Below are 22,173 nucleotides of genomic sequence, written 5' to 3'. Positions count from 1 at the left end.
TGGATTAGTGTCGGAGGTTTTTTAATGGACAATAAGCAAGGAAATGTATTTGAAACACACAAGATACAAACTCTTCCGCTGGAGGAAGAAATAAAGACAAGTTATCTGAATTATGCAATGAGCGTTATTGTAGGCAGAGCTCTGCCTAATGCCAAAGACGGACTTAAACCCGTCCAACGTAGAATTTTATATGATATGTTGGAACTGGGGATACGGCATAATCAGCCTACAAGAAAATCTGCTCGTATCGTTGGTGACACGATGGGTAAATATCACCCACACGGAGATTCCTCAATTTACGAGGCGATGGCAAGACTTTCACAAGATTTTAATATGAGATATCCTCTTGTAGAAGGACAGGGTAACTTTGGTTCGATAGACGGAGATCCCCCAGCTGCTATGCGTTATACCGAAGCAAAACTTCATGCTCTTGGAGAAGAAATGCTGACGAATATCAACGAAGAAACAGTAGACTGGATGCCCAATTTTGATGAATCGCTAAAAGAACCCGTAATTCTTCCCACCGTTATACCAAACCTATTAATCAACGGAAGCACTGGAATAGCTGTTGGTATGGCAACCAACATGCCTCCTCACAATCTTGGAGAGGCAATAGATGCTTGCTGTGCTGTGCTTGAGAATCCCGAAATAGAGCTTGGAGAGCTAATGAATATAATTCCCGGACCAGACTTTCCGACCGGAGGAATTATCCTCGGAAGAGAAGGAATTGTTGATGCCTATAGAACCGGCCGAGGAAGAATTGTAGTAAGAGGAAAAGTTGACATTGAAGAAGTGCGTAAGGGAAGACAGTGCATAGTAATAACCGAAATTCCTTACATGGTAAATAAAACTAATTTTATTGAAACAATAGCGAATGCTGTGCATACAGGGATGATAGACGGGATATCGGATCTTCGAGACGAATCTGATAAAGAAGGTATGCGTATCGTTGTCGAAATCCAGCGTGATGCTGACGCGAATCTGGTGTTGAGACAACTTTATACAAGAACACAGCTGCAAAGTACTTTTGGGGTAATAAACTTGGCAGTATTGGATGGAGAGACAAAAGAGTTTTCTCTTAAAGAGATGATACATGTTTTTCTTGACCATCGCAGAACTGTCATAAGAAGAAGAACAGAGTTTAGACTTAGAAAAGCGGAAGAACGTGCACACATAGTAGAAGGACTCCTTCGTGCATTAGAAGTTATTGACCAGGTAATAAAGATAATAAGAGCATCAAGCGATGCAGCTACAGCAAGAAATAAACTAACAGAACTACTTGAATTTAGCGAAATACAAGCACAAGCAATTCTCGATATGAGATTACAGAGACTTACCGGTCTTGAAAGAGAAAAACTTGACAGTGAACTCAAACAGCTTCTAATGGATATAGAACGCTACAACAGCATTCTTAATAGCCTTGTTATTTTGGATTCTGTCGTAAAAGAAGAACTTCTAGAAATTAGAAGGCAATATGCTGATGAACGTCGTACAGAAATAGAAGATTATATAGGAGAAGTCGCTGATGAAGATCTAATCCCTGAAGAGGACATCGTTGTTGCACTGAGCCATGACGGCTATATAAGACGTATGTTGCTTCAAGATTATAGGGTGCAATCTCGTGGTGGTAAAGGCGTAAAAGGTGTAACGCCAAAAGCAGAAGACGAAGTATCTCTCCTCTCTGTTACAAACACGCATAGGACCCTTTTCCTATTTACCAGCAAAGGCAGAGTTTTTGGAGTAAAAGGTTTCACAATCCCCCAGACAAAGTCCGGAAAAGGTAAATTGATAGGAACAATAATAACTCTCGAAAAAGATGAGAAAGTTGTTGCGATAAAAGACAGTCAATTTGAGGGGCTCAAGTACGTTTTCTTTGTGACTCGCAATGGTACGGCCAAACGTCTTCCCATCGAGGAGTTAGAAGGACTTACAAGAGCCGGACGTCGGGTTCTTGGTTTAGTAGGAGATGACGTTATTTCCTGTGTTAGGATAACAAGCGGTTCTGATGAGTTGTTATTCTCGACAGCAAAAGGACAGACTTTAAGAGTAACAGAGGAAGAATTCCGTCCGTTAGGCAGACAAGCTCAGGGGGTACGTGGTATAAGACTAGCCGAAGGAGATGTATTGGTCGGTTGTGACATCGTAACAGAAGGTAAAATGGTTCTCTTTATGAGTGAATTTGGCATAGGCAAAAGAACACCATATTCGGAATTTACTCAGAGACACCGTGCCGGTTACGGAGTGCGAGCAATGAAACTCACTAAGAAAACAGGAGATATGCTAGGTGCTTGGGGAGTTGCCGATGACGAGGAGATAGTTGTAATAAGCAGCAAGGGACGCATGGTTAGAATTAATGCGGGAGAAGTGTCCAGCTTAAGTCGTACTGCTACTGGATACACTATAGTAAGGCTCGATCAGGGCGATACAGTGGCAGATGTAAGTATAATAAGAAATGATGAAGATAAGGAATAAGGTCTTATGAAGTTTGCACGTGACGGCTATCCATCCATAGGCGGATTGCTATTTATGGTGGTAGGTTCATGGTTTATCTCACCATACATATCAATGTTCTTATTGCTGCCTTTGGCTATAACCATATGGTTCTTTCGTGATCCGGAACGACTTCCCGAATCATCTGAAGGTTTTCTTAGCCCAGCTGACGGGAAAGTAGTAGAGATTGAAGAAGCGGAACATGAATACACCGGAAAAACCATTAAAATTGGCATATTTATGAATGCTTTAAACGTCCATGTAAACCGTTTCCCTGTAGATGGAACGGTCGGATTTATCCGGTACGTGCCAGGGAAAAAATGGTTTGCAATAGCACCTAAAGCATCTGAAATAAATGAACGTTTATATGTGGGAGCCGAATCAAAGCATGGAAAATTTTTGCTCACACAAATAGCAGGAATACTTGCTAGAAGAATAGTTTGCAGAGTAAAAAATGGTGACACTTTAAGTAGAGGTCAACGCTACGGTATGATAAAATTAGGATCAAAGGTTGATATTTATCTTCCAACTTCCGTGGTACCCTCAGTGGTGCTTGGTGACAGGGTTGTCGCCGGAGAAACAGTGATTGGAGTGTTAAAGAATTGCCAGCACGAAATACACGAAATAGAAAATTAAAGAATATTCCTTTAAAAAACCTAATACCCAACATGATAACGAGCGGCAGTGTTTTCTGTGGAATGTCTTCTCTTATAATGACATATCATGGGCATCTTTTTCCTGCGGCGATTTTAATCTGTTTTGCCGTTTTTTTTGATGTAATGGATGGCAGAGTAGCTAGGACTTTGGGTGGTAGCAGTGCTTTTGGTGAAGAGCTTGATAGTTTGGCCGATGCGATAAGTTTCGGAGTAGCTCCTGCTTTTTTAATGTACGTTGCATATTCCGGCATACAAGCCGGGATATTTGGGGCTTTATCCACATCGTTTTTTGTTTTGTGCGGAGTTCTTAGGTTAGCCCGTTTCAACATAACTATTGCAGCTGAGGGATCATTTCAAGGGCTTCCCATTCCAGCTGCAGGGTTAACGTTGGCATCATTTGTTATAGCAAAGGTAGAAATTACATCGTTCTTCGCTATGACTGCTATGATTATGGTGGGTGGTTTAATGGTGAGTTCAATTCCGTACTGGAATGCAAAAAAACTTACGAAGAACAACATTAATAAAATGAAATTGTATTTCCTTGTGGGATTTGTTATTATTTCATTTTTTCTATTGAGAGAGAGAGCTTTTTTGTTTATCGCCCTTCTATACATTGCTATGGGCTTACTGAGATTTGATTGTGCTGAATGGATTCTTATTAATGATACAACAGCACAAGAAAAAAAATAAAGAGCGTATTTTGGATTAAGCTACAGCACAAAATACTTCCCGACTTTGGTATAGATTCAAAGTCGGGTTTTTTTGAAAGAGGGTAATAACATGCGAGAAATTATGACAGGAAATGAAGCTATAGCCAGAGGAGCATGGGAAGCGGGGGTAAATATTGCAGCGGCTTATCCCGGAACTCCCTCTACAGAAATACTGGAAAATCTTTCAAAATATAAAGAGGTATATTCTCAGTGGACAACAAACGAAAAAGTCGCCTTAGAGCTGGCCGCAGGAGCTTGTTTCGCAGGAAGTAGAGCACTAGCCGCCATGAAACATGTAGGATTAAATGTTGCAGCTGATCCATTGTTTACGCTTGCCTACACCGGAGTAAATGCAGGATTGTTAATAGTCACTGCGGACGACCCTGGACTATTTAGCTCTCAAAATGAGCAAGACAACAGATATTATGCATCTCATGCAAAAATAGCGATGTTTGAGCCATCAGATAGTCAGGAATGTGTAGATTTTGTAAAAGAAGCTTATGAAATATCAGAAAAATTTGATATCCCTGTACTATTTCGAGTTACAACGCGTATTTGCCACAGCAAAAGCATGGTGAATCTTTCTGATCGACCACAAATTTCGATAAAAAAATATGTAAAAAATGTAGAAAAATATGTAATGGCTCCGGCAAATGCAAAAAAAAGAAAATTTGAAATGGAAAACAGAATTAAAGCACTAAAAGAATATAGTGAAACTACTCCTCTAAACAGAATAGAATTAAGAGATAGTGAAATTGGAATAATAACATCTGGAATTTCATATAACCATGCAAAAGAAGTTTTTGGCGAAAAAGCTTCCTATCTTAAACTAGGCTTTACATGGCCGCTTCCCTCAGAAAAGATAAAAAAGTTTGCTTCTTCCGTAAAAACTCTTTACATAATAGAAGAAAACGAACCTTACTTAGAAGATTTTGTGAAAGCTTTGGGGATAGAGTGTGTAGGACGTGAGAAATTATCCTGGGTAGATGAACTCACTCCTGAGAAAATACAGCGTGCTTTTTGTCCTGAAATAGAGGAGTGTGAGTCTTATAAAATAGAAGCAGTGGCGCCACCTCGTCCACCCGTACTATGCCCCGGCTGTTCTCATAGAGGTTTCTTCTACGAGTTAAGAAAATTTAAAGATATCGTTGTTTCTGGAGATATTGGTTGTTATACGCTTGGAGCAACTCCTCCTCTTTCAGCTATAGATTCAGTACTTTGTATGGGGGCAAGTATTTCAGGAGCCATTGGTTTTGAAAAATCAAACCTCAAGGCTAAAAGACAGCAAAAAGTGTTTGCTGTAATAGGAGATTCTACTTTTTTTCACTCTGGCTTAACAGGGCTTATAGATGCTGTTGTCAACAAAGCTAAGATTGTCATATGTATTCTTGACAATAGTATTACTGCTATGACAGGGCACCAAGATAACCCCGGAACAGGACGTACATTAATGGGGGAACCAACAGAGAAGGTTGACTTTAAAAAGATTTGTATAGCATGTGGTATAAAACCGGATAATATCCGTGTCATTGACCCTTACAAGCTGGGAGAGACTAAGTCAGCCATTAAAGATGGCTATGAATCAGAAGAGCCGTTCGTCATTATAACAACAACACCATGTGCTCTTATAAAAGAAGTTATAAAAGCTCGTGTTGATATGAAGTGTTTTGTAGACCAGGAAAAATGTATAAAATGCAGAGCTTGTTTTAAAGTAGGTTGCCCTGCTATCAGTCAGAACGACGGTATCGTCTCCATAGATCGAGACATGTGTAATGGTTGTGAGATATGTGCACAAGTTTGTCCGACACAAGCAATAAAGAGGGAGGAATAAGCTATGTTCAAAAATGACACAAAAAGTATTCTTCTTGTAGGAGTCGGAGGGCAGGGAACTATTTTGGCATCCAAGATCCTCTCTGAGGGCTTGATGCGAAAGGGATATGACGTAAAAATGTCAGAAATTCATGGAATGTCCCAGAGGGGAGGAAGCGTAACCACACATGTAAGATATGGAACAAAAGTGGCTTCCCCAATAGTCTCCAAAAATTGTGCGGACGTGTTGGTATCATTTGAAAAAGTAGAGGCTGTCCGTTGGCTGAACTATTTGAAAAAAGATGGCACACTTATAGTCAATGACTTTGAGATTTACCCTCTTCCTGTTCTCATTGGTGCTGCGGTTTATCCGGATGATGCAATTGAACAGTTAAGAGAAAAAGTTGCGAATCTGAAAGTGGTTAACGCAACTAAGATAGCAGAGGGACTTGGCAATGCCAAAGCTCAAAATATAGTGCTTCTTGGAACTTTAATAAAAGCAACTGGGCTAACAAACCTCGATTGGGAGTCAGTTTTAAAAGACATAATCCCTCCGAAATTCTATGAACTTAATATAGAGGCGTTGAAAACGGGGTTAACTCTTTAAGGCGAAACCCATAGAAATCGTGATGGGACATAACATTGTATAACAGCTTAGCGGTTCTCAATTATAATGAGGCCGCTATTATAATTTGAGGAAATATCTACTCCCGTATGCGTGTGCGATTTAAATTTAAGTAAAATAAACTAAAGATTTTATCATAATATGCCTAAATACAGTGCTGGATGTTATTCACAAAGATTTTGATGAACGATTACATGCTATAATATGCAAAAATAAGACTCATGGTAAAGAAAGGTAAAGCACAAGATGGACACAAAGGAATTTCAAAAAAGAACACTTCTTTCTATATTTTTTTCATATTTTAAGCCACATAAAAAACTATTCATACTGGATATGTCATGTGCTTTTCTAATAGCGCTTATAGACTTATCTTTTCCTGCTATAACTCGCTATTCTCTATATAAATTAATACCTTCAAATGCTTTTAGTACTTTCATACTAGTTATGGTAATCATGTTATTGGCGTACACAGTAAGAGCATTCTTTTATTTTATTTTGACATACTACGGTCATACATTCGGAGTGTTGGTAGAAGCTGATATCAGAAGCGATTTATATAGACACATCCAAAATTTATCTTATGGATATTTTGATAAGACCCGTATCGGACAGCTGATGAGCAGATTAACAACTGACTTATTTGATATAACAGAGCTCGCCCATCATGGACCTGAAGACGTTTTTATTTCAATATTAACAATAATCGGTTCTCTTGCCGTTTTATTTACCATTCAGTGGAAATTAACTCTGATAATATTTCTGATATTGCCTATATTTATGTTGGTTATCTGGCATAGAAGGTATGAGTTGGCAAAAGCCTCCCTTGATGTAAAGGAGAAAACAGCATCCATAAATGTTAACATAGAGTCAGGTTTATCTGGAATGAAAACATCCAAAGCATTTGCAAATGAAGAAATAGAATTTGAAAAATTTACGAGATCCAATATGGATTTTAGAAAGTCTAAAACTAAATTCTATAAAACCATGGGACATTTCACTGCAACAATGGAGTTCTTCCTCTGTATATTACCGGCAACAGTAATCTTGGTTGGCGGCATATTAATAATGAAGGACCAGATGAATAATATTGACCTAATCACATTTAATTTGTATATAGCTACTTTTATCACTCCAATAAGAAAACTTGCTAACTTCGCCGAATTGTTTGCAAAAGGTAAGGCTGGTTTTGTGCGTTTTGTCTCGCTTATGAGAACTGAAACGAGGATGCAAGACAGTCCAACAGCGATAGAGCTTGACAGACTTAAAGGGAAATTAGATATAAACAATGTGAGTTTCTCCTATAAAAAGGGTCTTCCTGTCCTGCATAACATCTCTCTTCATGTGGAGCCCGGAGAGGCAGTTGCAGTTGTGGGTCATTCTGGTGGCGGAAAATCAACTTTGTGCAAACTTATCCCTAGATTTTATGATGTAGATGAAGGTGAAATTTTACTCGATAATATTGACATACGCGATGTTACTCAGGAATCTTTGCGCAAAAATATAGGTGTGCTGGATCAAGAAGTATTCCTTTTTGCTGACAGTATTCTTGAAAACATCAGATATGGAAGACCAGGTGCGACAGAAGAAGAAGTTATAGATGCTGCAAAACAATCAGAGATCTATGATGATATCATGGCCATGCCACAAGAATTTGATACTTTTGTGGGCGAGAGGGGAGCCATGTTATCCGGAGGGCAAAAACAGCGCATCTCAATAGCAAGGATTTTTCTAAAAAATCCTCCATTTTTAATATTAGATGAGGCTACTTCAGCGTTAGACAGTGTAACTGAAGCGAAAATACAGGAAACATTTGATAGTTTGGTAAGAGGCAGAACAACATTTGTAATAGCACACCGATTGTCAACGGTAAGAAATGTAGACAGAATACTTGTATTTGAAAATGGTGTCATTATTGAAGATGGAGATCATAAATCACTGATGGAGAAAAATGGAGTTTACGCTGAACTTTACAATACACAGAACTTAGGGGTGTAATACTGCTGGTTTTTAATTTATTAAACAGATAGCAAAGAGGTGTAGAAAATGAGATCGCTTGAAGGTAAGCCGGTTGCGCTGTCAATAAAGAAATGGGTTGCTTCAGAAGTTCAAAAAATACAGGGAGAGCATGGATGGTCCCCAACTCTCGTAACTGTTCAAATTGGAGAAAATCTTGCTTCAGAGCGCTATATAAATAGTCAAATTAAAGCTTGTGAAGAAGCTGGTATTAAGGCAAAATTTATAAAATATCCAAAAGACATAAAAAAAGTCGATTTTTTAAAGGAAATAGATAAAATCGCAAAAGATAATGCAATTGACGGAATAATATTACAGACGCCATTGCCGCAAGATTGGAAAATGAGCGAAATTATAAATGCCATTTCTCCTGACAAAGATGTAGAGGGAGTTCATCCCGAAAACTTGGGTCGCCTGTATTTAGGAGAAGAAGGCACGCCAAAACCTTGTACAGCATGGGCAGCTCTTACCTTGTTGGAATGGCATGGCTATAGTTCGTTTGAGGAGAAAAATTGTGTCGTAGTTGGTAGAAGTGCAAATGTGGGCAGAGCAGTTGCGAACATGTTAATGCATAAAAATGGAACTGTTGCCGTATGCCACACCAAAACATCTGAAAAGCAACTAAAAAAAATGCTGTCTACGGCGGATGTAGTAGTTGTAGCTGCCGGAGTGCCAGGTATAGTAAAAACGAATGAGCTTACTCAAGAAGCTTGGGTTATAGATGTGGGAACGAACTTTGATCCACAAGGCAAACTTGTGGGCGATGTACTTCTAGAATCAGAAAATGATATCGAGGCCATAAGCCCTGTTCCTGGAGGTGTTGGCCCCATTACTGTTTCCCTTCTCCTTGTTAATTTATTACTATGTGCCACGAAAAGAAGACTGGGGAATAGCCTTATTTTCCCAAAATTATCCGATCTTCGTTAGAAATAATACAGAAGATTGTTTTAAATGAATTATGTGAAAACGGATTGGAGTGTAAAAGAGTGAATAAAAACAACGGAATAGATTGGTTGGCTGAACGAATTAAAAAAGGCAATGTGGTGATTTTTAGCGGTGCTGGATTAAGCACAGAATCAGGGCTTCAAGATTTTCGTTCTAGGGATGGCATTTGGTCCCAGGTTGATCCCACTGAGATGGCTTCTGTTGGAGTCTTAGAGCGTAGATATGATGAGTTTGTAGACTTTTATAAGCAGCGTCTTTATGTTCCCGATACCATTCTCCCAAATATCGGGCATAAGCTTATTGCAGACTGGGAAAAGAAAGGTTTTATAACTGGCATTATAACCCAGAATGTAGACAGGTTGCATCAACGAGCCGGGGCGGTTAGAGTGGCAGAGCTTCACGGGAGTCTTGAACCGGTATTTTGTCATTCTTGTGGGAAAAAAGGGACGACAGAAGATTTTCTGGGGAAGGTTTCCTGTTCATGTGGAGGGAATTTACGTCCAAGTGTCGTTTTATTTGGAGAAATGTTGCCAGAAAAACCACTTAAAGAGGCAGATAAGTGGAGCTCTGATTGTGATACCTTTATTGTCCTAGGTTCATCTTTAGCCGTTTCTCCCGCCAATTATTTCCCGAGGCAAGCAAAGGACTCAGGGGCCAAACTCGTTATAATTAACAGGGATAAGACCCCTTTAGACTATCTTGCTGACCTTGTTGTTAACGAGGGGATAGGGAACTATTTGACTGAGGTTAATAAGAGTTTATAGCGTCTTTAATAAGCAACAATGCAAGTAGAGCAAACTAAGGGGAAAGCTACAAATTAGAGATTTAACTCTGCTTTTAATGGCCTAGTAAAAAGTTCATTTAAAATTTGCTTTGGTGATGCATTTTCATAAAGGATACGATAAACTCCGTTTGCAAGAGGCATATCTACATCAAAAAAACGGCTATTTTTAATTATGGCTTTTACGGTATAGGCTCCTTCTGCGACCTGTCCCAATTCTTTTATCGCAGCATCCAAACTTACGCCTTTCCCTACAGTGATGCCAAGCCTAAAGTTTCTAGAGTGAAGACTATAGCAAGTGACCATTAAATCGCCGACTCCGGCTAATCCGGAGAGAGTTAAAGGGGAGGCCCCCATTTTTTGTCCAAGTCTCATTATTTCTGCTAATCCTCTACATGCAATGGCAGCTAGAGCGTTGTCTCCCAATTCCATCGCTTTGGAAATGCCGGCCGCTATAGCGTATATGTTTTTAGTGGCACCGCCAATTTCAACCCCTATTACATCGCTTGACGTATATACTCTAAATCTATTGCCAGTAAGAAGAGACTGCCAAAATCCAGCCTCATCTTCAAATTCAGAAGCAACCACTACGGCTGTAGGGCATCCCAAAAGAACTTCCTCTGCATGACTGGGTCCGGAAAGAGCAGAATATATCAAGTCTGGGCAAGTTTCCTGTTGTACTTTATGTAACAGACTTCCTGTGGAGATCTCAATGCCCTTGGCCAAATTCAGAATATAGCCTCCACTCTGTTTTTTTTCGTTAATTTTCTCATAAACCTCCCTCACAAATTGTGTGGGAACGGCCATAATATATCTATCTGAAAAGCTTAAGGCTTCATGCATGTCGACAGTACACCTTATTTTTTCGTCCAATTTTTTATCGCTGAAACAAAAAGTATTTATGCCATGATTATTTATTGAATCAGCCTGTTCTGTATCTATAGTCCACATAAGAACAGAGTTTCCCAAATTGGCAAGATGCGTAGCAACTGCCGTACCGAAGCTTCCTGCTCCAAATATAGTAACTTTCATAAATGAGGACCCCCAAGTTTAATTTTCTAAATTATTGATTATTATAGCTTATGGAGTGTATAATACCAAAGTTGTACCTGGTTGAGAGGAGTATTTATATGATAAAGAAAATAACATTGTCTGCGGCAATTGCGGCCCTATATGTTGCTCTGACATTCATCTTTTTCACTATTTCATTTGGGCCAATACAGTTTAGAGTAGCTGAAGCACTGACATTATTACCTTTTTTTATTCCTGAAGCAATAGTGGGTTTGTTTGCAGGCTGTGTCCTCTCCAATCTAATAGGTGGCGGTGGCGGTTTTGGATTGATTGATGTTTTTTTGGGTAGCGGTGCAACATTGTTTGCAGCTTGGCTTACCTACAAATCGCCAAACATATGGATTGCTGCAATCCCTCCGGTAATAATTAATGCTCTTGTCGTTGGTTATTATATTGCTGCAGTAACAGAAGTTTCTGTAGTTTTGACAATGCTATATATCGGAATTAGCCAATTTGTAGTATGCTTTGGCATAGGATTGCCGATAAGTCTATTATTGTACCGTTCAAGAGCTTTTGATACTATTTTGCTTTCAAAAAAAGAAACAGGAAGTGGAACATGGGTAAAAAAATAGATTATCTTGCCAAAGCTTTTGCTTGCTGTTAAAATCGCGAAGTTATATTCGTCGGGGTGGCGGAACAGGTAGACGCGCTAGATTCAGGATCTAGTGGGCTTGCGCTCATAGGGGTTCAATTCCCCTCCTCGACACCATAACACATGAATTTTATTGTTTTTCTTTTCAGAGCTTGACAAAAATAGATGGTGAATGATAATATCGCCATGAAAATAACGGCTATTTTTTAAGTAAAACAGGCGATACCTGTCTATTGACAGTTGTCGCTTTTTTGCTATAATACCCATTTGTATGATTGTTTATATTGAATAAAAATTTAACTTGGGGAGGTTGCTCTATGCAGTTTAAAACAGCTTCAGGCACAGCATTTGAGCGCCGCAAAGTTTTCGGAAAAGAGAAAAACTTAATACCCCTTCCAGATCTTGTTGAGGTTCAGCGGAATTCATACTCTTGGTTTTTCCAAGCAGATGAAGAAGAGCGTGCTTCTCAAGGGCTGCAAGAGCTATTTGACGAAGTTTTTCCGATCGAAAGCTATGATGGTTCTTTTGCTCTTGAATTAGTCAACTACATTGTCGATCCGGTATCAATGAGTATGGAGGAAGCTCGCAGCAGGGACCTAACATGGTCGAGACCTCTGCGTGCCACTATCAGACTCGTTAATAATAAGACGGGTGAGATAAAAGAAGAGGAAGTCTATCTGAGTGATTTTCCCGCTATGACTGAGCGGGGTACTTTTATAATTAACGGCACAGAGAGAGTTGTAGTTAACCAGCTTGCCAGATCTGCAGGGGTATATTATCTCGCTGAACTTGGAGTGCCGGGCAGGGAGTCGTTTCTTGCGAAATTGATTCCCGACAGAGGCGCGTGGATTGAATTTGATCTTGCTACTGATGGTGTTATATCTACTAAGATAGATAATCGCAAAAAAATCCCAATTACGATGATACTAAGAGTATTTGGTGTACAGTCAACAGAAGATCTTCTTGCACTGTTCGGTGCGAAGGAAGTCGAGAGAGATCTTGTAGAAGACAGCGTTATGGGTATGCTTCTTGCAGAAGCTATTGTATCAAACGATGTCAGTGCGAGAATAGAAATTCCGAAAAATACTAGGCTTACAAAAGAGCATTTAGAGATTCTTTGGAATAACGGACGCACAAAGGTTATGGTTTGGGACGTTGATTCTGCTATTGCTGCAACTATTGAACGTGATAGAACGGATACCCCTGATGAAGCAATACTTGAGTTATTCAAGAGGCTTCGTCCAAATGAACCGGCACGCATGGAAAACGCAAGAGAATATATTGATAGCGTGTTCTTTGATCCCCGCAGATATAATTTGGGCAGAGTCGGTCGTTATAAAATAAATAGGCGCTTGGGATTGGATGTTTCAAGTGCAGAGAGATTGTTAACAATTCCCGATCTCGTGGCAATAATATTGGGACTTATATCACTTCGTGATGGCAATGAGCACGTGGACGATATAGACCACTTGGGCAATAGAAGAGTACGCGCGGTGGGAGAGTTGCTCCAAAACCAGGTACGCATCGGACTTCTTCGTATGGAGAGAATAGCAAGGGAGCGTATGACGACGACTCCTGACTTGGCTACAGCTATGGCGAAAGATTTAATTAACGTTCGTCCTATATCGGCTGCACTTAGAGAGTTTTTTGGCTCAGGGCAGCTGTCACAGTTTATGGACCAGACGAACCCCTTAGCCGAGCTTACGCACAGACGTCGACTTTCTGCACTTGGCCCGGGGGGGCTAAGTCGTGAAAGAGCAGGGTTTGAGGCTCGTGACGTGCACCACACTCACTATGGCCGCATATGTCCTATAGAAACACCGGAAGGTCCTAACATCGGACTTGTTACTTCCCTTGCGACATTTGCTCGTATAAATGAATATGGATTCCTAGTTTGTCCCCGTAAAAAAGTCGTCAATGGAAAAATTACAGAAGAGATAGTTTATCTTTCTGCCGACGATGAAGATGAGTACTATGTCGGACGTGCAGATATGCCGATGGATGAAGAGGGCAATGTTTTGCCAAAATCTGTTAGCGGTGGAATCTATGTAAGACACCATGATAATACTATAGAGATAAGACCCGATGAATTGCAGTATATGGATATATCTCCCAAACAAATCGTATCAATATCAACGGCACTTATCCCATTTCTTGAGCATGACGATGCAAACAGAGCTCTAATGGGATCAAACATGCAGCGTCAAGCTGTACCTCTTGTTTTCCCTGATTCTCCAATAGTAGGGACTGGAATTGAACATCGCATTGCAAAAGACTCCGGTTCTTGTGTTGTTTCAAGCAGGGCAGGAGAGGTCGTCTATGTTGATGCCGATAGAATAGAAATTAAAACGGCTGGCGGAGATATTGACACTTATAACATGGCAAAATTCATGCGTTCAAACCAAGGAACTGTCATTCATCAGAAACCTCTTGTCCAGAAGGGACAGAAAATAAAAGGCAATGAAGTTATTGCAGACGGACAGGCATGCGACGGTGGAGAGCTTGCTCTTGGACGCAATGTGGTTGTAGCTTTTGTTTCATGGGAGGGCTATAACTTTGAAGACGCTATTCTTATCAGTCAAAAACTGGTAAAAGAAGACTTTTACACATCTATACATATAGAAGAATATGAGTTGGAAGCAAGAGACACCAAGCTCGGTTCAGAAGAAATTTCTCGAGATATTCCCAATGTTGGAGAAGATGCACTTAAGAATCTAGACGAAGATGGAATAGTGAGAATCGGAGCGGAAGTCAAAGCCGGAGACATATTGATAGGGAAAGTGACACCAAAAGGCGAATCTGACCAAACTCCTGAAGAAAAATTACTTAGAGCTATATTTGGTGAAAAAGCCAGAGAAGTAAGAGACACTTCCCTAAGAGTTCCACATGGTGAAAGCGGCACCGTAGTCGAAATCAAACGTCTAAGTAGAGAGAACAACGGTGATGACCTGGCTCCTGGAATCAACGAAGTCGTAAAAGTCTATGTTGCTCAGTTCAGAAAGATAACTGAAGGGGACAAGATGGCTGGGCGACATGGGAACAAAGGAGTCGTCTCAAGCATTATGGCAGAAGAAGATATGCCTTATCTTTCAGACGGAACTCCAGTCGACGTTGTCTTGAACCCACTTGGTGTACCTAGCCGTATGAACCTTGGCCAGGTATTAGAAACGATGTTGGGCTTTGTAGCACTACAGAACGGATGGAAGGTAGTGACACCGGTATTTGAATCGGCAACTACTGAAGAGTTAGCTCCTTACGTTAAAAATATACAGGAAACAAAATATCCGGAAATGGAAACGGACTGCAAAATAACATTGTACGATGGGCGTACAGGTGAACCAATGGCAAATAAGGTCGAAGTCGGAGTTATGTATATGATGAAGCTAATCCACTTAGTAGACGACAAAATACATGCCCGTTCTATAGGCCCTTACAGTCTTATTACGCAGCAGCCTCTCGGAGGGAAAACACAGTTTGGTGGGCAGCGTTTCGGAGAAATGGAAGTTTGGGCTCTTGAAGGTTACGGAGCAGCTCATGTTCTTCAAGAAATGCTGACGGTAAAATCCGACGACATAAGAGGTCGACTTAAAACATATGAACGCATTGTTAAGGGTGAGAACTTATCAAAACCAGGCGTTCCCGAGAGCTTTAGAGTATTGATAAAAGAACTGCAAGGTCTTGGGTTGGATGTGGAGATTATTTACACAGATGGAAGCGTTGGGGAACTTGTTCTCAACGATGACGACGACAACACCAGAGGGCGTCATCTTTCATTTAAACCTGATGCCACGGTTGACGGTATTGAGTCTTTCCCATCAGGAGGACCTAGTTCAGCCACGACCAGTTCGGACTTATTCCATGACGATGTTGTAAGTGACGACACGGAAGATGCAGTTGAATTAGAGCTGGAAACAGTTTCAACAGAAGAAGCAGATGCTCTCTTTAACGATACGGACCCAAAGGCCGACGAGCAGGGGGATGATAATTAATGACCAACATAAAACGTGAAATAGCCGGAGTGAGAATGAGGCTTTCTTCTCCTGAAAGAATAAGGGAGTTATCTAGTGGGGAAGTTAAAAAACCAGAAACTATCAACTACAGAACCCTCCGTCCCGAAAAGGATGGTCTTTTCTGCGAACGTATTTTTGGTCCTACAAGAAGCTATGAGTGTTCATGTGGTAAATATAAAAGAAGCGGTCCCAAATTTAGGGGCGTTGTTTGCGACCATTGTGGTGTAGAAATAACAGATAACCGCGTGCGCCGTGAGAGGATGGGGCATATTGAATTGGCAGCCCCTGTTGTTCATATTTGGTATTTAAGGGGAATTCCGAGTAGACTGAGTCTCCTTTTAGGTGCATCCACAAAAGATCTTGAAAAAGTAGTGTATTTTGCGCCTACAAGACGCAGAGAGAAAGTATATAAGGTCGTAACAGAAGGACGAAGAATAGACCTTGCGCGCATGAACTCACTTCTATCTGCATCAGAAGAGAGAATTCATCGTTTTTACGACTCTAAATTTAAAGCTGAAGAGGCATTTCGTATAACAAAAGTTGAGGATATTCCGGTTGAGGAAGGAGATGTTATTTCTCCCTCACAAGCAAACAGAATTAAAGCTGAATATGGAGATGACCTGTTTGCAGTAGAGAGGGCCTTCCGTGTTTTCAAAGAAGTAAAGGAAGATGTAGAGAACGAAGAAGTGCAATTATTTGACGAAGTAGTTCCTGAGTCAAAAGTGGCGGGATTGTTAGAATCGGATGCAGAACTCAAAGCAGAGCAGGTTTTGATAAACAAACAAGAAGCTCTTGTAGTTACTCTTGCTATTCATCTCCCCTTTGCTAAAAATGACGTAATTTCAGAGACTGAATACAGATTGTACAATCAAAAGTACCCTAAGCGTTTCCAGACCGTAGAAGAAACCATTACGCTTGAGGATCCCTGCTATATAGTAATAACAGGCGGCAATTCCCCCTTTGAAAAATCGGACGTTATCCTTGAACGTGAACAAGTTGTTTGCAAGGCATACGATAAAGAATTTAGTGCAGGGATAGGTGCAGATGGTATATTAACCCTTCTCAATAATGTGGATATAGACTTGTTGGCCACTACTCTCAGGGAAGAAGCTGCAGAAAGTACCGGTCAGAAAAAGCGCAAGCTTGTAAAACGCTTACAGGTTTTAGAGGATTTTCGTAAAAGCAAAAGTCTTCCGGAGCGTATGGTTCTATCTGTACTTCCAGTTATCCCCCCCGATCTTCGCCCTATGGTGCAGCTCGATGGAGGACGATTCGCGACATCAGACCTTAATGATTTATATAGAAGAGTTATAAATAGAAACAACAGGCTTCGTAAACTCCTTGAGTTAAGAGCTCCGGAAATCATTGTGCGCAATGAGAAAAGGATGCTTCAAGAGTCGGTTGATGCTTTGATAGACAATGGTCGTAGAGGCAAAGCAGTTCTTGGTGCAGGGAACAGGCCTCTTAAGAGCCTGACAGATTTGCTCCGTGGGAAGAAGGGACGTTTCCGTCAAAACTTGTTGGGGAAAAGAGTTGACTACTCAGGCCGTTCGGTAATTGTAATCGGTCCCACACTTAAGCTCTACCAGTGTGGTCTGCCCAAGCAAATGGCATTGGAACTCTTTAAACCATTTGTAATGCACAAACTTGTGGAGAGCGGATTTGCTCCCAATGTCAAGAGTGCTCGTAGATTTATTGAGAGAGGTCGAGACGAGGTTTGGGGAATACTAGAAGGAATAATTAAAGACCACCCAGTTATGTTAAACAGAGCTCCAACATTGCATAGACTTGGTATCCAGGCTTTTGAGCCGGTTCTTATTGAAGGTAAGGCCATTAGGCTTCATCCTTTGGTCTGTACTGCCTTTAACGCCGACTTTGATGGAGACCAAATGGCAGTACACGTGCCACTTTCCATTGAAGCTCAGGCAGAGGCACGAGTTCTCATGCTTTCTTCAAACAATCTATTGTCTCCGGCTAGTGGGAAGCCGATTGTTGTTCCGACGCAGGATATAATTTTGGGTATCTACTACATTACATCCATGCGTGACGGTCTCCAAGGAGAAGGTTCTCATTATAGAGACGAGGAGGACGTATTGTCCGCTTTGGATCATGGAGCTGTGAACATCAATTCAAAAATATATATAAAGAAGAATCCTGAGTGGGAATGTGAAACTATGAAGGACGGGAAATGGATAGAGACTTCTCCTGGACGTGTTCTTTTTAATTCGGCACTCCCCGCAGCACTTAGATTTATTAACGTAGCAATTAATAAAAGACAGATGTCAAAAATACTTGACTTTGCTTACGATAAAGTTGGTCAGGCTGCCATGGTTCACATGTTAGATGACATCAAAACTCTTGGTTATCACTGGTCAACAGCTAGTGGAATCAGCCTGGGCGTCAATGACGTTGTGGTTCCCGAAGAAAAGAAAGAAATTCTTGATGTTACGCTGGCTCATGAAGAAGAGTTAACAGAACAGTATGATTTGGGAATCTTGACAGAAGATGAATACATGCGCCAGAAGGATTTATTGTGGTCTGATTCAGGCAGAATAATAGCGGATAAAATAATGGATAAGATGGATGAAACAAATCCGCTGAGAATTATGGTTGACTCAGGTGCCAGAGGATCCAGAGGACAGGTTTCGCAGATGGCCGGTATTCGAGGCCTAATGGCAGACCCATCAGGTAAAATTCTTAGATATCCAATAGTTGCAAACTTTAAAGAAGGTCTAAATACGCTGGAATATTTTATTTCCACACATGGTGCCAGAAAAGGACTTGCAGACACAGCTCTTCGTACGGCTAAGTCTGGATATTTGACTCGTAGGCTCGTTGATGTTGCTCAAGATCTCATAATTATGGAAGAGGATTGTGGAACAAATCAGGGAATCGAAGTTCGTCCTCTCTTGCAGCAAGATGGAAAGGTCACCATATCTATGTCAGAGAGACTGGCAGGACGCTTAAGTTTAGAAGATGTTGAATATCCGAAGACAAAAGATAAGGCTGCTCATGAAGGATTGCTCTTAGAGAAAAATGAAGAGATAACGCACGAAAAAGCTAAACTTGTTGAAAGTCTCGGAATTACTTCAGTTTGGGTTCGTAGCCCATTAACATGTGCACTTAAGAACGGGATTTGTCGTTCTTGCTATGGTAAGGATTTGGCTTCTCGCAAACAAGTTGCAATAGGAGAAACCGTGGGAGTTGTTGCTGCACAGTCAATAGGAGAGCCTGGAACTCAGCTTACAATGCGTACTTTCCATACTGGAGGAGTTCGTCAGTTTACGGGGGAGGATATTACCCAAGGGCTTCCGAGAATTGAGCAGCTATTTGAAATTCGCAAACCCAAAAAAGTTGCAATATTAGCCGAAGTCGACGGGACATTGTTGGAAATCCGTGAGATGAACGGAAAGAAGAAACTGATTATAGCCGTCGAGGGTAAAGACGGTGAAGAAGAAAAAGTTTCTTATAACATACCGGCATCGCAGAACCTGCTCATGTCTATTACAGAGGGAGCAACAATAACCAAAGGCATGTTGCTTACAGAAGGATATATAGATCCTCAGCAGCTCCTTGATGTGGAAGGGCTTGAAGCTGTTCAACACTATCTGCTGGATGGCATTCAAGAAGTTTATAGATCTCAAGGTGTTTCCATAAATGACAAACACGTCGAGACAATACTGCGGAAAGTTGCCCCTGTTAACCGTGTACGCGTACTGGAAGAGGGGGACACCTCTTTTGTTTCAGGCGAACTGGTATTCAGAGACGACATTGAAGCAGCAGTAAACGAAGTGAGAGCGGGTAATGTTGAGTCTCTTGAGAAGTCATTTGACTTTCTTTCAGACTATAAACTTGTAGAATGGCCCATCAAGTCCTTAAAAGACAAAGATGAGAAGTTAGAAATTAACAAGGTCGCTCTTTCTGCGGCTCTTCAGCCAAGAGGAGCCTCCGGAGATATTATAGTGTCAGATGACAAGGGCGAAATAAGAATAATAATCGGAGACGCTACATTTAGAAGATCTATGGAAGGTCTTGAGCTTATTGAAGACTTTATAGATGAGGCAAAGGATATTGTGGTAGAGTCCGGTTCAAGATTGTCCTCATCAGATTTAACAAAAATAGTTTCTGCAGCACCTCAGCCTTTAAAAGTCAGAGATATCAAAGTGCTCGAAAGCAGTATAGATTCTGCATGGCTTGCCTCGGATGTGAAGGTTAAAGACAAGTTGCTTATTAAGTCTGATACTATTTTAGATGAAAAAACAATCAATATTTTGTGCAACGAAAACATTGATTCAATTAAGCTTTGGAGGTCTCCGGAACATCTAAACCTCGCAGATGCTATGCATCAAGTTATGATAGAGCACTATTTTAGCAAGCCTGTTGTCCAAGCATTTAACTCTCAGGGTGAAATTATCACAGACATATCGAATGTGATTGATGGATCTGTGGTACGCGGTCTTGTAGAGGGAACAATTTCTGGTATAGAGAGCAACGGTTCGATTATTACGAAAGAAAAAATCATCAGACAAGTGCTTACGGATAAAGCGGTTGGAAAGATATTGCTTGAACAAATAGTTGATTCCGAAGGAGAAGTTTTAGCAGAGCCGGGAACCGAAATTACCTTAGACATGTTAGACGAGATCTCTCGTGTTTCTTCTGACACTATTACTATACGTCCAAAACAGGGTGCTTCCGAATATAAACAACTTATTCAGAGAGTCTCTTTTGTAAGGCGTTTAAAAGAAGAGCCACAATGGCGCCCAGTTGTACATGGAATAACAAAGGCTGCACTTGCAACTGATAGTTTCCTCTCTGCAGCATCCTTCCAGCAGACGGCCCAAGTTTTGGCGGCGTCAGCTGTAAGAGGAGATGTAGACGAGTTGATGGGATTGAAAGAAAACGTAATAATAGGTCTTCTTATCCCAGCAGGAACAGGAATAGAGAAATATAAGAGCTTAGAGGTTTCTGATAGCTGCACAACAGTAGAAGCAACTTCAGAAGAGACAGCTGAGCTAAATTAAAGACACAGCAAACTAAGTAGTTTTACTGAAAAACAGTAATTTTCAAAAATATGCAGCGTATGCAGCAGTCATTATTGACAGGCACCGCATACGCTGTTATTATATCTCGGTGCCTTTGTGCACAGGGGGTGTTCTTGTGCCTTTAAATGAGCTTGCTTCGAGAGATAGAATTACAGGCTGTAACAGCGTTTTAAGGATGCTTAGGGCAGGCAAAGTGAGTAAAATTTTTCTTTCACGAGAAGCAGATCCTCTTGTTTTAGCGGAGATAATTAAAGAAGCTCAAAAAAATGCAATACCAATAGAATGGACCGAAAAATCATTGCAACTAGGGAGAGCCTGTGCCATTTCCAGAAAAACGGCAGCAGCTGGCCTCCTTAAAAAGTAGAAATAGACAATATAACTAGGAAGGAGGGAGCTTATTGCCGACAATTAGCCAACTTATTCGCACAGGAAGAGCAGATAAAAGACGTACATCGAAGTCACCTGCGCTGCAGGAGAACCCGCAGCGTCGTGGAGTTTGCACACGTGTATACACAGCTACTCCAAAAAAACCGAACTCAGCTCTTCGTAAGATAGCCCGTGTACGTCTGACAAACGGTTTCGAAGTTACCGCATATATACCGGGAGTCGGTCACAACTTGCAGGAGCACTCAGTGGTGCTTATTCGTGGTGGACGTATAAAGGACTTACCTGGTGTGCGTTATCACATAATTAGAGGAACATTAGATTGCAGTGGTGTTGAAAATCGCCGTCAAGCCCGTTCGCTCTACGGTGCTCGCAAGCCTAAATAGTAAACAGTAAAAGGGAGGTTTTGTTCTAATGTCAAGAAAAGGTCACATTAGAAAGAGAATTACTCCGCCCGATTCAGTCTACACGAGCCCTATAATATCAAAATTTATCAACTGTCTGATGCTTGACGGTAAGAAAAGCACAGCGGAAAAAATTTTGTATAGAGCACTGGATTTGGCAGGAGAGAGACTTAATATTGAACCATTTGAAGTTTTTGAAAAAGCAATGGAGAATGTCAGTCCTTTGGTAGAAGTTCGTCCTCGCAGAGTCGGAGGTGCAACATACCAGGTGCCTGTTGAAGTAAGGCCTGAAAGAGGACGTGAGCTTGCAATACGTTGGATAATAAGATATTCACGTGGGCGCAAGGGAATGCCTATGGTAGAACGTCTTGCTCGTGAACTTACTGATGCATGCAAGGCTGAAGGCGGTTCTGTAAAAAAACGCGAAGACGTACATCGCATGGCTGAAGCCAACCGTGCGTTTGCACACTACCGCTGGTAATTAATGAGACATAAAGTAAATAGGAAAATTTTTAAAGAAATGATTTGGTGGTGTTAAGATGCAAGCCCTTGACTTACACAATGTTCGAAACATAGGAATAGCCGCACATATAGATGCAGGTAAGACTACAACCACAGAACGTATTCTTTTCTATACCGGT

At 40.9% G+C, this 22,173-nt stretch carries 16 protein-coding genes and 1 tRNA gene; 16 read left to right on the top strand and 1 reads right to left on the bottom strand.

Going from position 1 to position 22,173, the window contains the following annotated elements:
* Positions 1-24 precede the first annotated feature (24 nt).
* From gyrA to GXZ13_00180, 8 genes are all read left to right on the top strand, one after another.
* The gene (gene gyrA, locus GXZ13_00215; GenBank protein NLX74271.1) at positions 25-2,472 is read left to right on the top strand and encodes a DNA gyrase subunit A; all 2,448 of its coding nucleotides are present in this window, start codon (positions 25-27) and stop codon (positions 2,470-2,472) included.
* Between the two features lie 6 nt (positions 2,473-2,478).
* The gene (locus GXZ13_00210; protein ID NLX74270.1) at positions 2,479-3,126 is read left to right on the top strand and encodes a phosphatidylserine decarboxylase; all 648 of its coding nucleotides are present in this window, start codon (positions 2,479-2,481) and stop codon (positions 3,124-3,126) included.
* Between the two features lie 32 nt (positions 3,127-3,158).
* Positions 3,159-3,836, top strand: a complete 678-nt coding sequence (gene pssA / locus GXZ13_00205) for a CDP-diacylglycerol--serine O-phosphatidyltransferase (protein ID NLX74269.1) — start codon at positions 3,159-3,161, stop codon at positions 3,834-3,836.
* A gap of 90 nt (positions 3,837-3,926) precedes the next feature.
* Positions 3,927-5,687 (top strand): indolepyruvate ferredoxin oxidoreductase subunit alpha, encoded by a 1,761-nt coding sequence (iorA, locus tag GXZ13_00200; protein NLX74268.1) that lies wholly within the window; start codon positions 3,927-3,929, stop codon positions 5,685-5,687.
* Positions 5,688-5,690: 3 nt separating this feature from the next.
* Positions 5,691-6,272, top strand: a complete 582-nt coding sequence (locus tag GXZ13_00195) for an indolepyruvate oxidoreductase subunit beta (protein NLX74267.1) — start codon at positions 5,691-5,693, stop codon at positions 6,270-6,272.
* 264 nt (positions 6,273-6,536) lie between these two features.
* Positions 6,537-8,285 (top strand): ABC transporter ATP-binding protein, encoded by a 1,749-nt coding sequence (locus GXZ13_00190; protein NLX74266.1) that lies wholly within the window; start codon positions 6,537-6,539, stop codon positions 8,283-8,285.
* Between the two features lie 48 nt (positions 8,286-8,333).
* The gene (locus tag GXZ13_00185; protein NLX74265.1) at positions 8,334-9,230 is read left to right on the top strand and encodes a bifunctional 5,10-methylenetetrahydrofolate dehydrogenase/5,10-methenyltetrahydrofolate cyclohydrolase; all 897 of its coding nucleotides are present in this window, start codon (positions 8,334-8,336) and stop codon (positions 9,228-9,230) included.
* Between the two features lie 44 nt (positions 9,231-9,274).
* Positions 9,275-10,012 carry an NAD-dependent deacylase gene (locus GXZ13_00180; protein ID NLX74264.1) on the top strand — a complete coding sequence of 246 codons (738 nt, stop codon included), beginning with the start codon at positions 9,275-9,277 and terminating at the stop codon, positions 10,010-10,012.
* 53 nt (positions 10,013-10,065) lie between these two features.
* Here the strand turns inward: GXZ13_00180 and GXZ13_00175 are convergent, their stop codons facing one another.
* Entirely contained in the window at positions 10,066-11,061 is a 996-nt protein-coding gene (locus GXZ13_00175; protein NLX74263.1) for an NAD(P)-dependent glycerol-3-phosphate dehydrogenase, read from the bottom strand.
* A gap of 98 nt (positions 11,062-11,159) precedes the next feature.
* On the opposite strand from GXZ13_00175, the gene GXZ13_00170 reads away from it, so the two are divergent.
* The 8 genes from GXZ13_00170 to GXZ13_00135 form a co-directional block, all read left to right on the top strand.
* The gene (locus GXZ13_00170; protein NLX74262.1) at positions 11,160-11,672 is read left to right on the top strand and encodes a QueT transporter family protein; all 513 of its coding nucleotides are present in this window, start codon (positions 11,160-11,162) and stop codon (positions 11,670-11,672) included.
* A gap of 50 nt (positions 11,673-11,722) precedes the next feature.
* Positions 11,723-11,809: transfer RNA gene (locus GXZ13_00165), tRNA-Leu, on the top strand.
* Between the two features lie 200 nt (positions 11,810-12,009).
* A complete protein-coding gene (locus GXZ13_00160; protein ID NLX74261.1) occupies positions 12,010-15,681 on the top strand; it encodes a DNA-directed RNA polymerase subunit beta in 3,672 nt (1,223 codons plus the stop codon).
* The gene (rpoC, locus tag GXZ13_00155; protein ID NLX74260.1) at positions 15,681-20,723 is read left to right on the top strand and encodes a DNA-directed RNA polymerase subunit beta'; all 5,043 of its coding nucleotides are present in this window, start codon (positions 15,681-15,683) and stop codon (positions 20,721-20,723) included. Before GXZ13_00160 ends, rpoC begins: the two co-directional genes overlap by 1 nt.
* Positions 20,724-20,859: 136 nt before the next feature.
* A complete protein-coding gene (locus GXZ13_00150; GenBank protein ID NLX74259.1) occupies positions 20,860-21,108 on the top strand; it encodes a 50S ribosomal protein L7ae in 249 nt (82 codons plus the stop codon).
* A 34-nt stretch (positions 21,109-21,142) separates the two neighbouring features.
* Positions 21,143-21,514: a 30S ribosomal protein S12 gene (locus GXZ13_00145; GenBank protein ID NLX74258.1), complete on the top strand. Its 372-nt coding sequence runs from the start codon at positions 21,143-21,145 to the stop codon at positions 21,512-21,514.
* Positions 21,515-21,542: 28 nt separating this feature from the next.
* On the top strand, positions 21,543-22,013 hold the full coding sequence (rpsG, locus tag GXZ13_00140; GenBank protein NLX74257.1) for a 30S ribosomal protein S7: 471 nt from the start codon (positions 21,543-21,545) through the stop codon (positions 22,011-22,013).
* A 58-nt stretch (positions 22,014-22,071) separates the two neighbouring features.
* Positions 22,072-22,173, top strand: a 102-nt coding sequence (locus GXZ13_00135) for a hypothetical protein (protein ID NLX74256.1), incomplete at its 3' end; no start/stop codon positions are given.

It is taken from the genome of Synergistaceae bacterium, assembly GCA_012728235.1.
Lineage (GTDB): Bacteria > Synergistota > Synergistia > Synergistales > Synergistaceae > JAAYFL01.
Note: the sequence above shows the minus strand (reverse complement) of the source record. Positions and strands in the feature narration are given on the sequence as shown.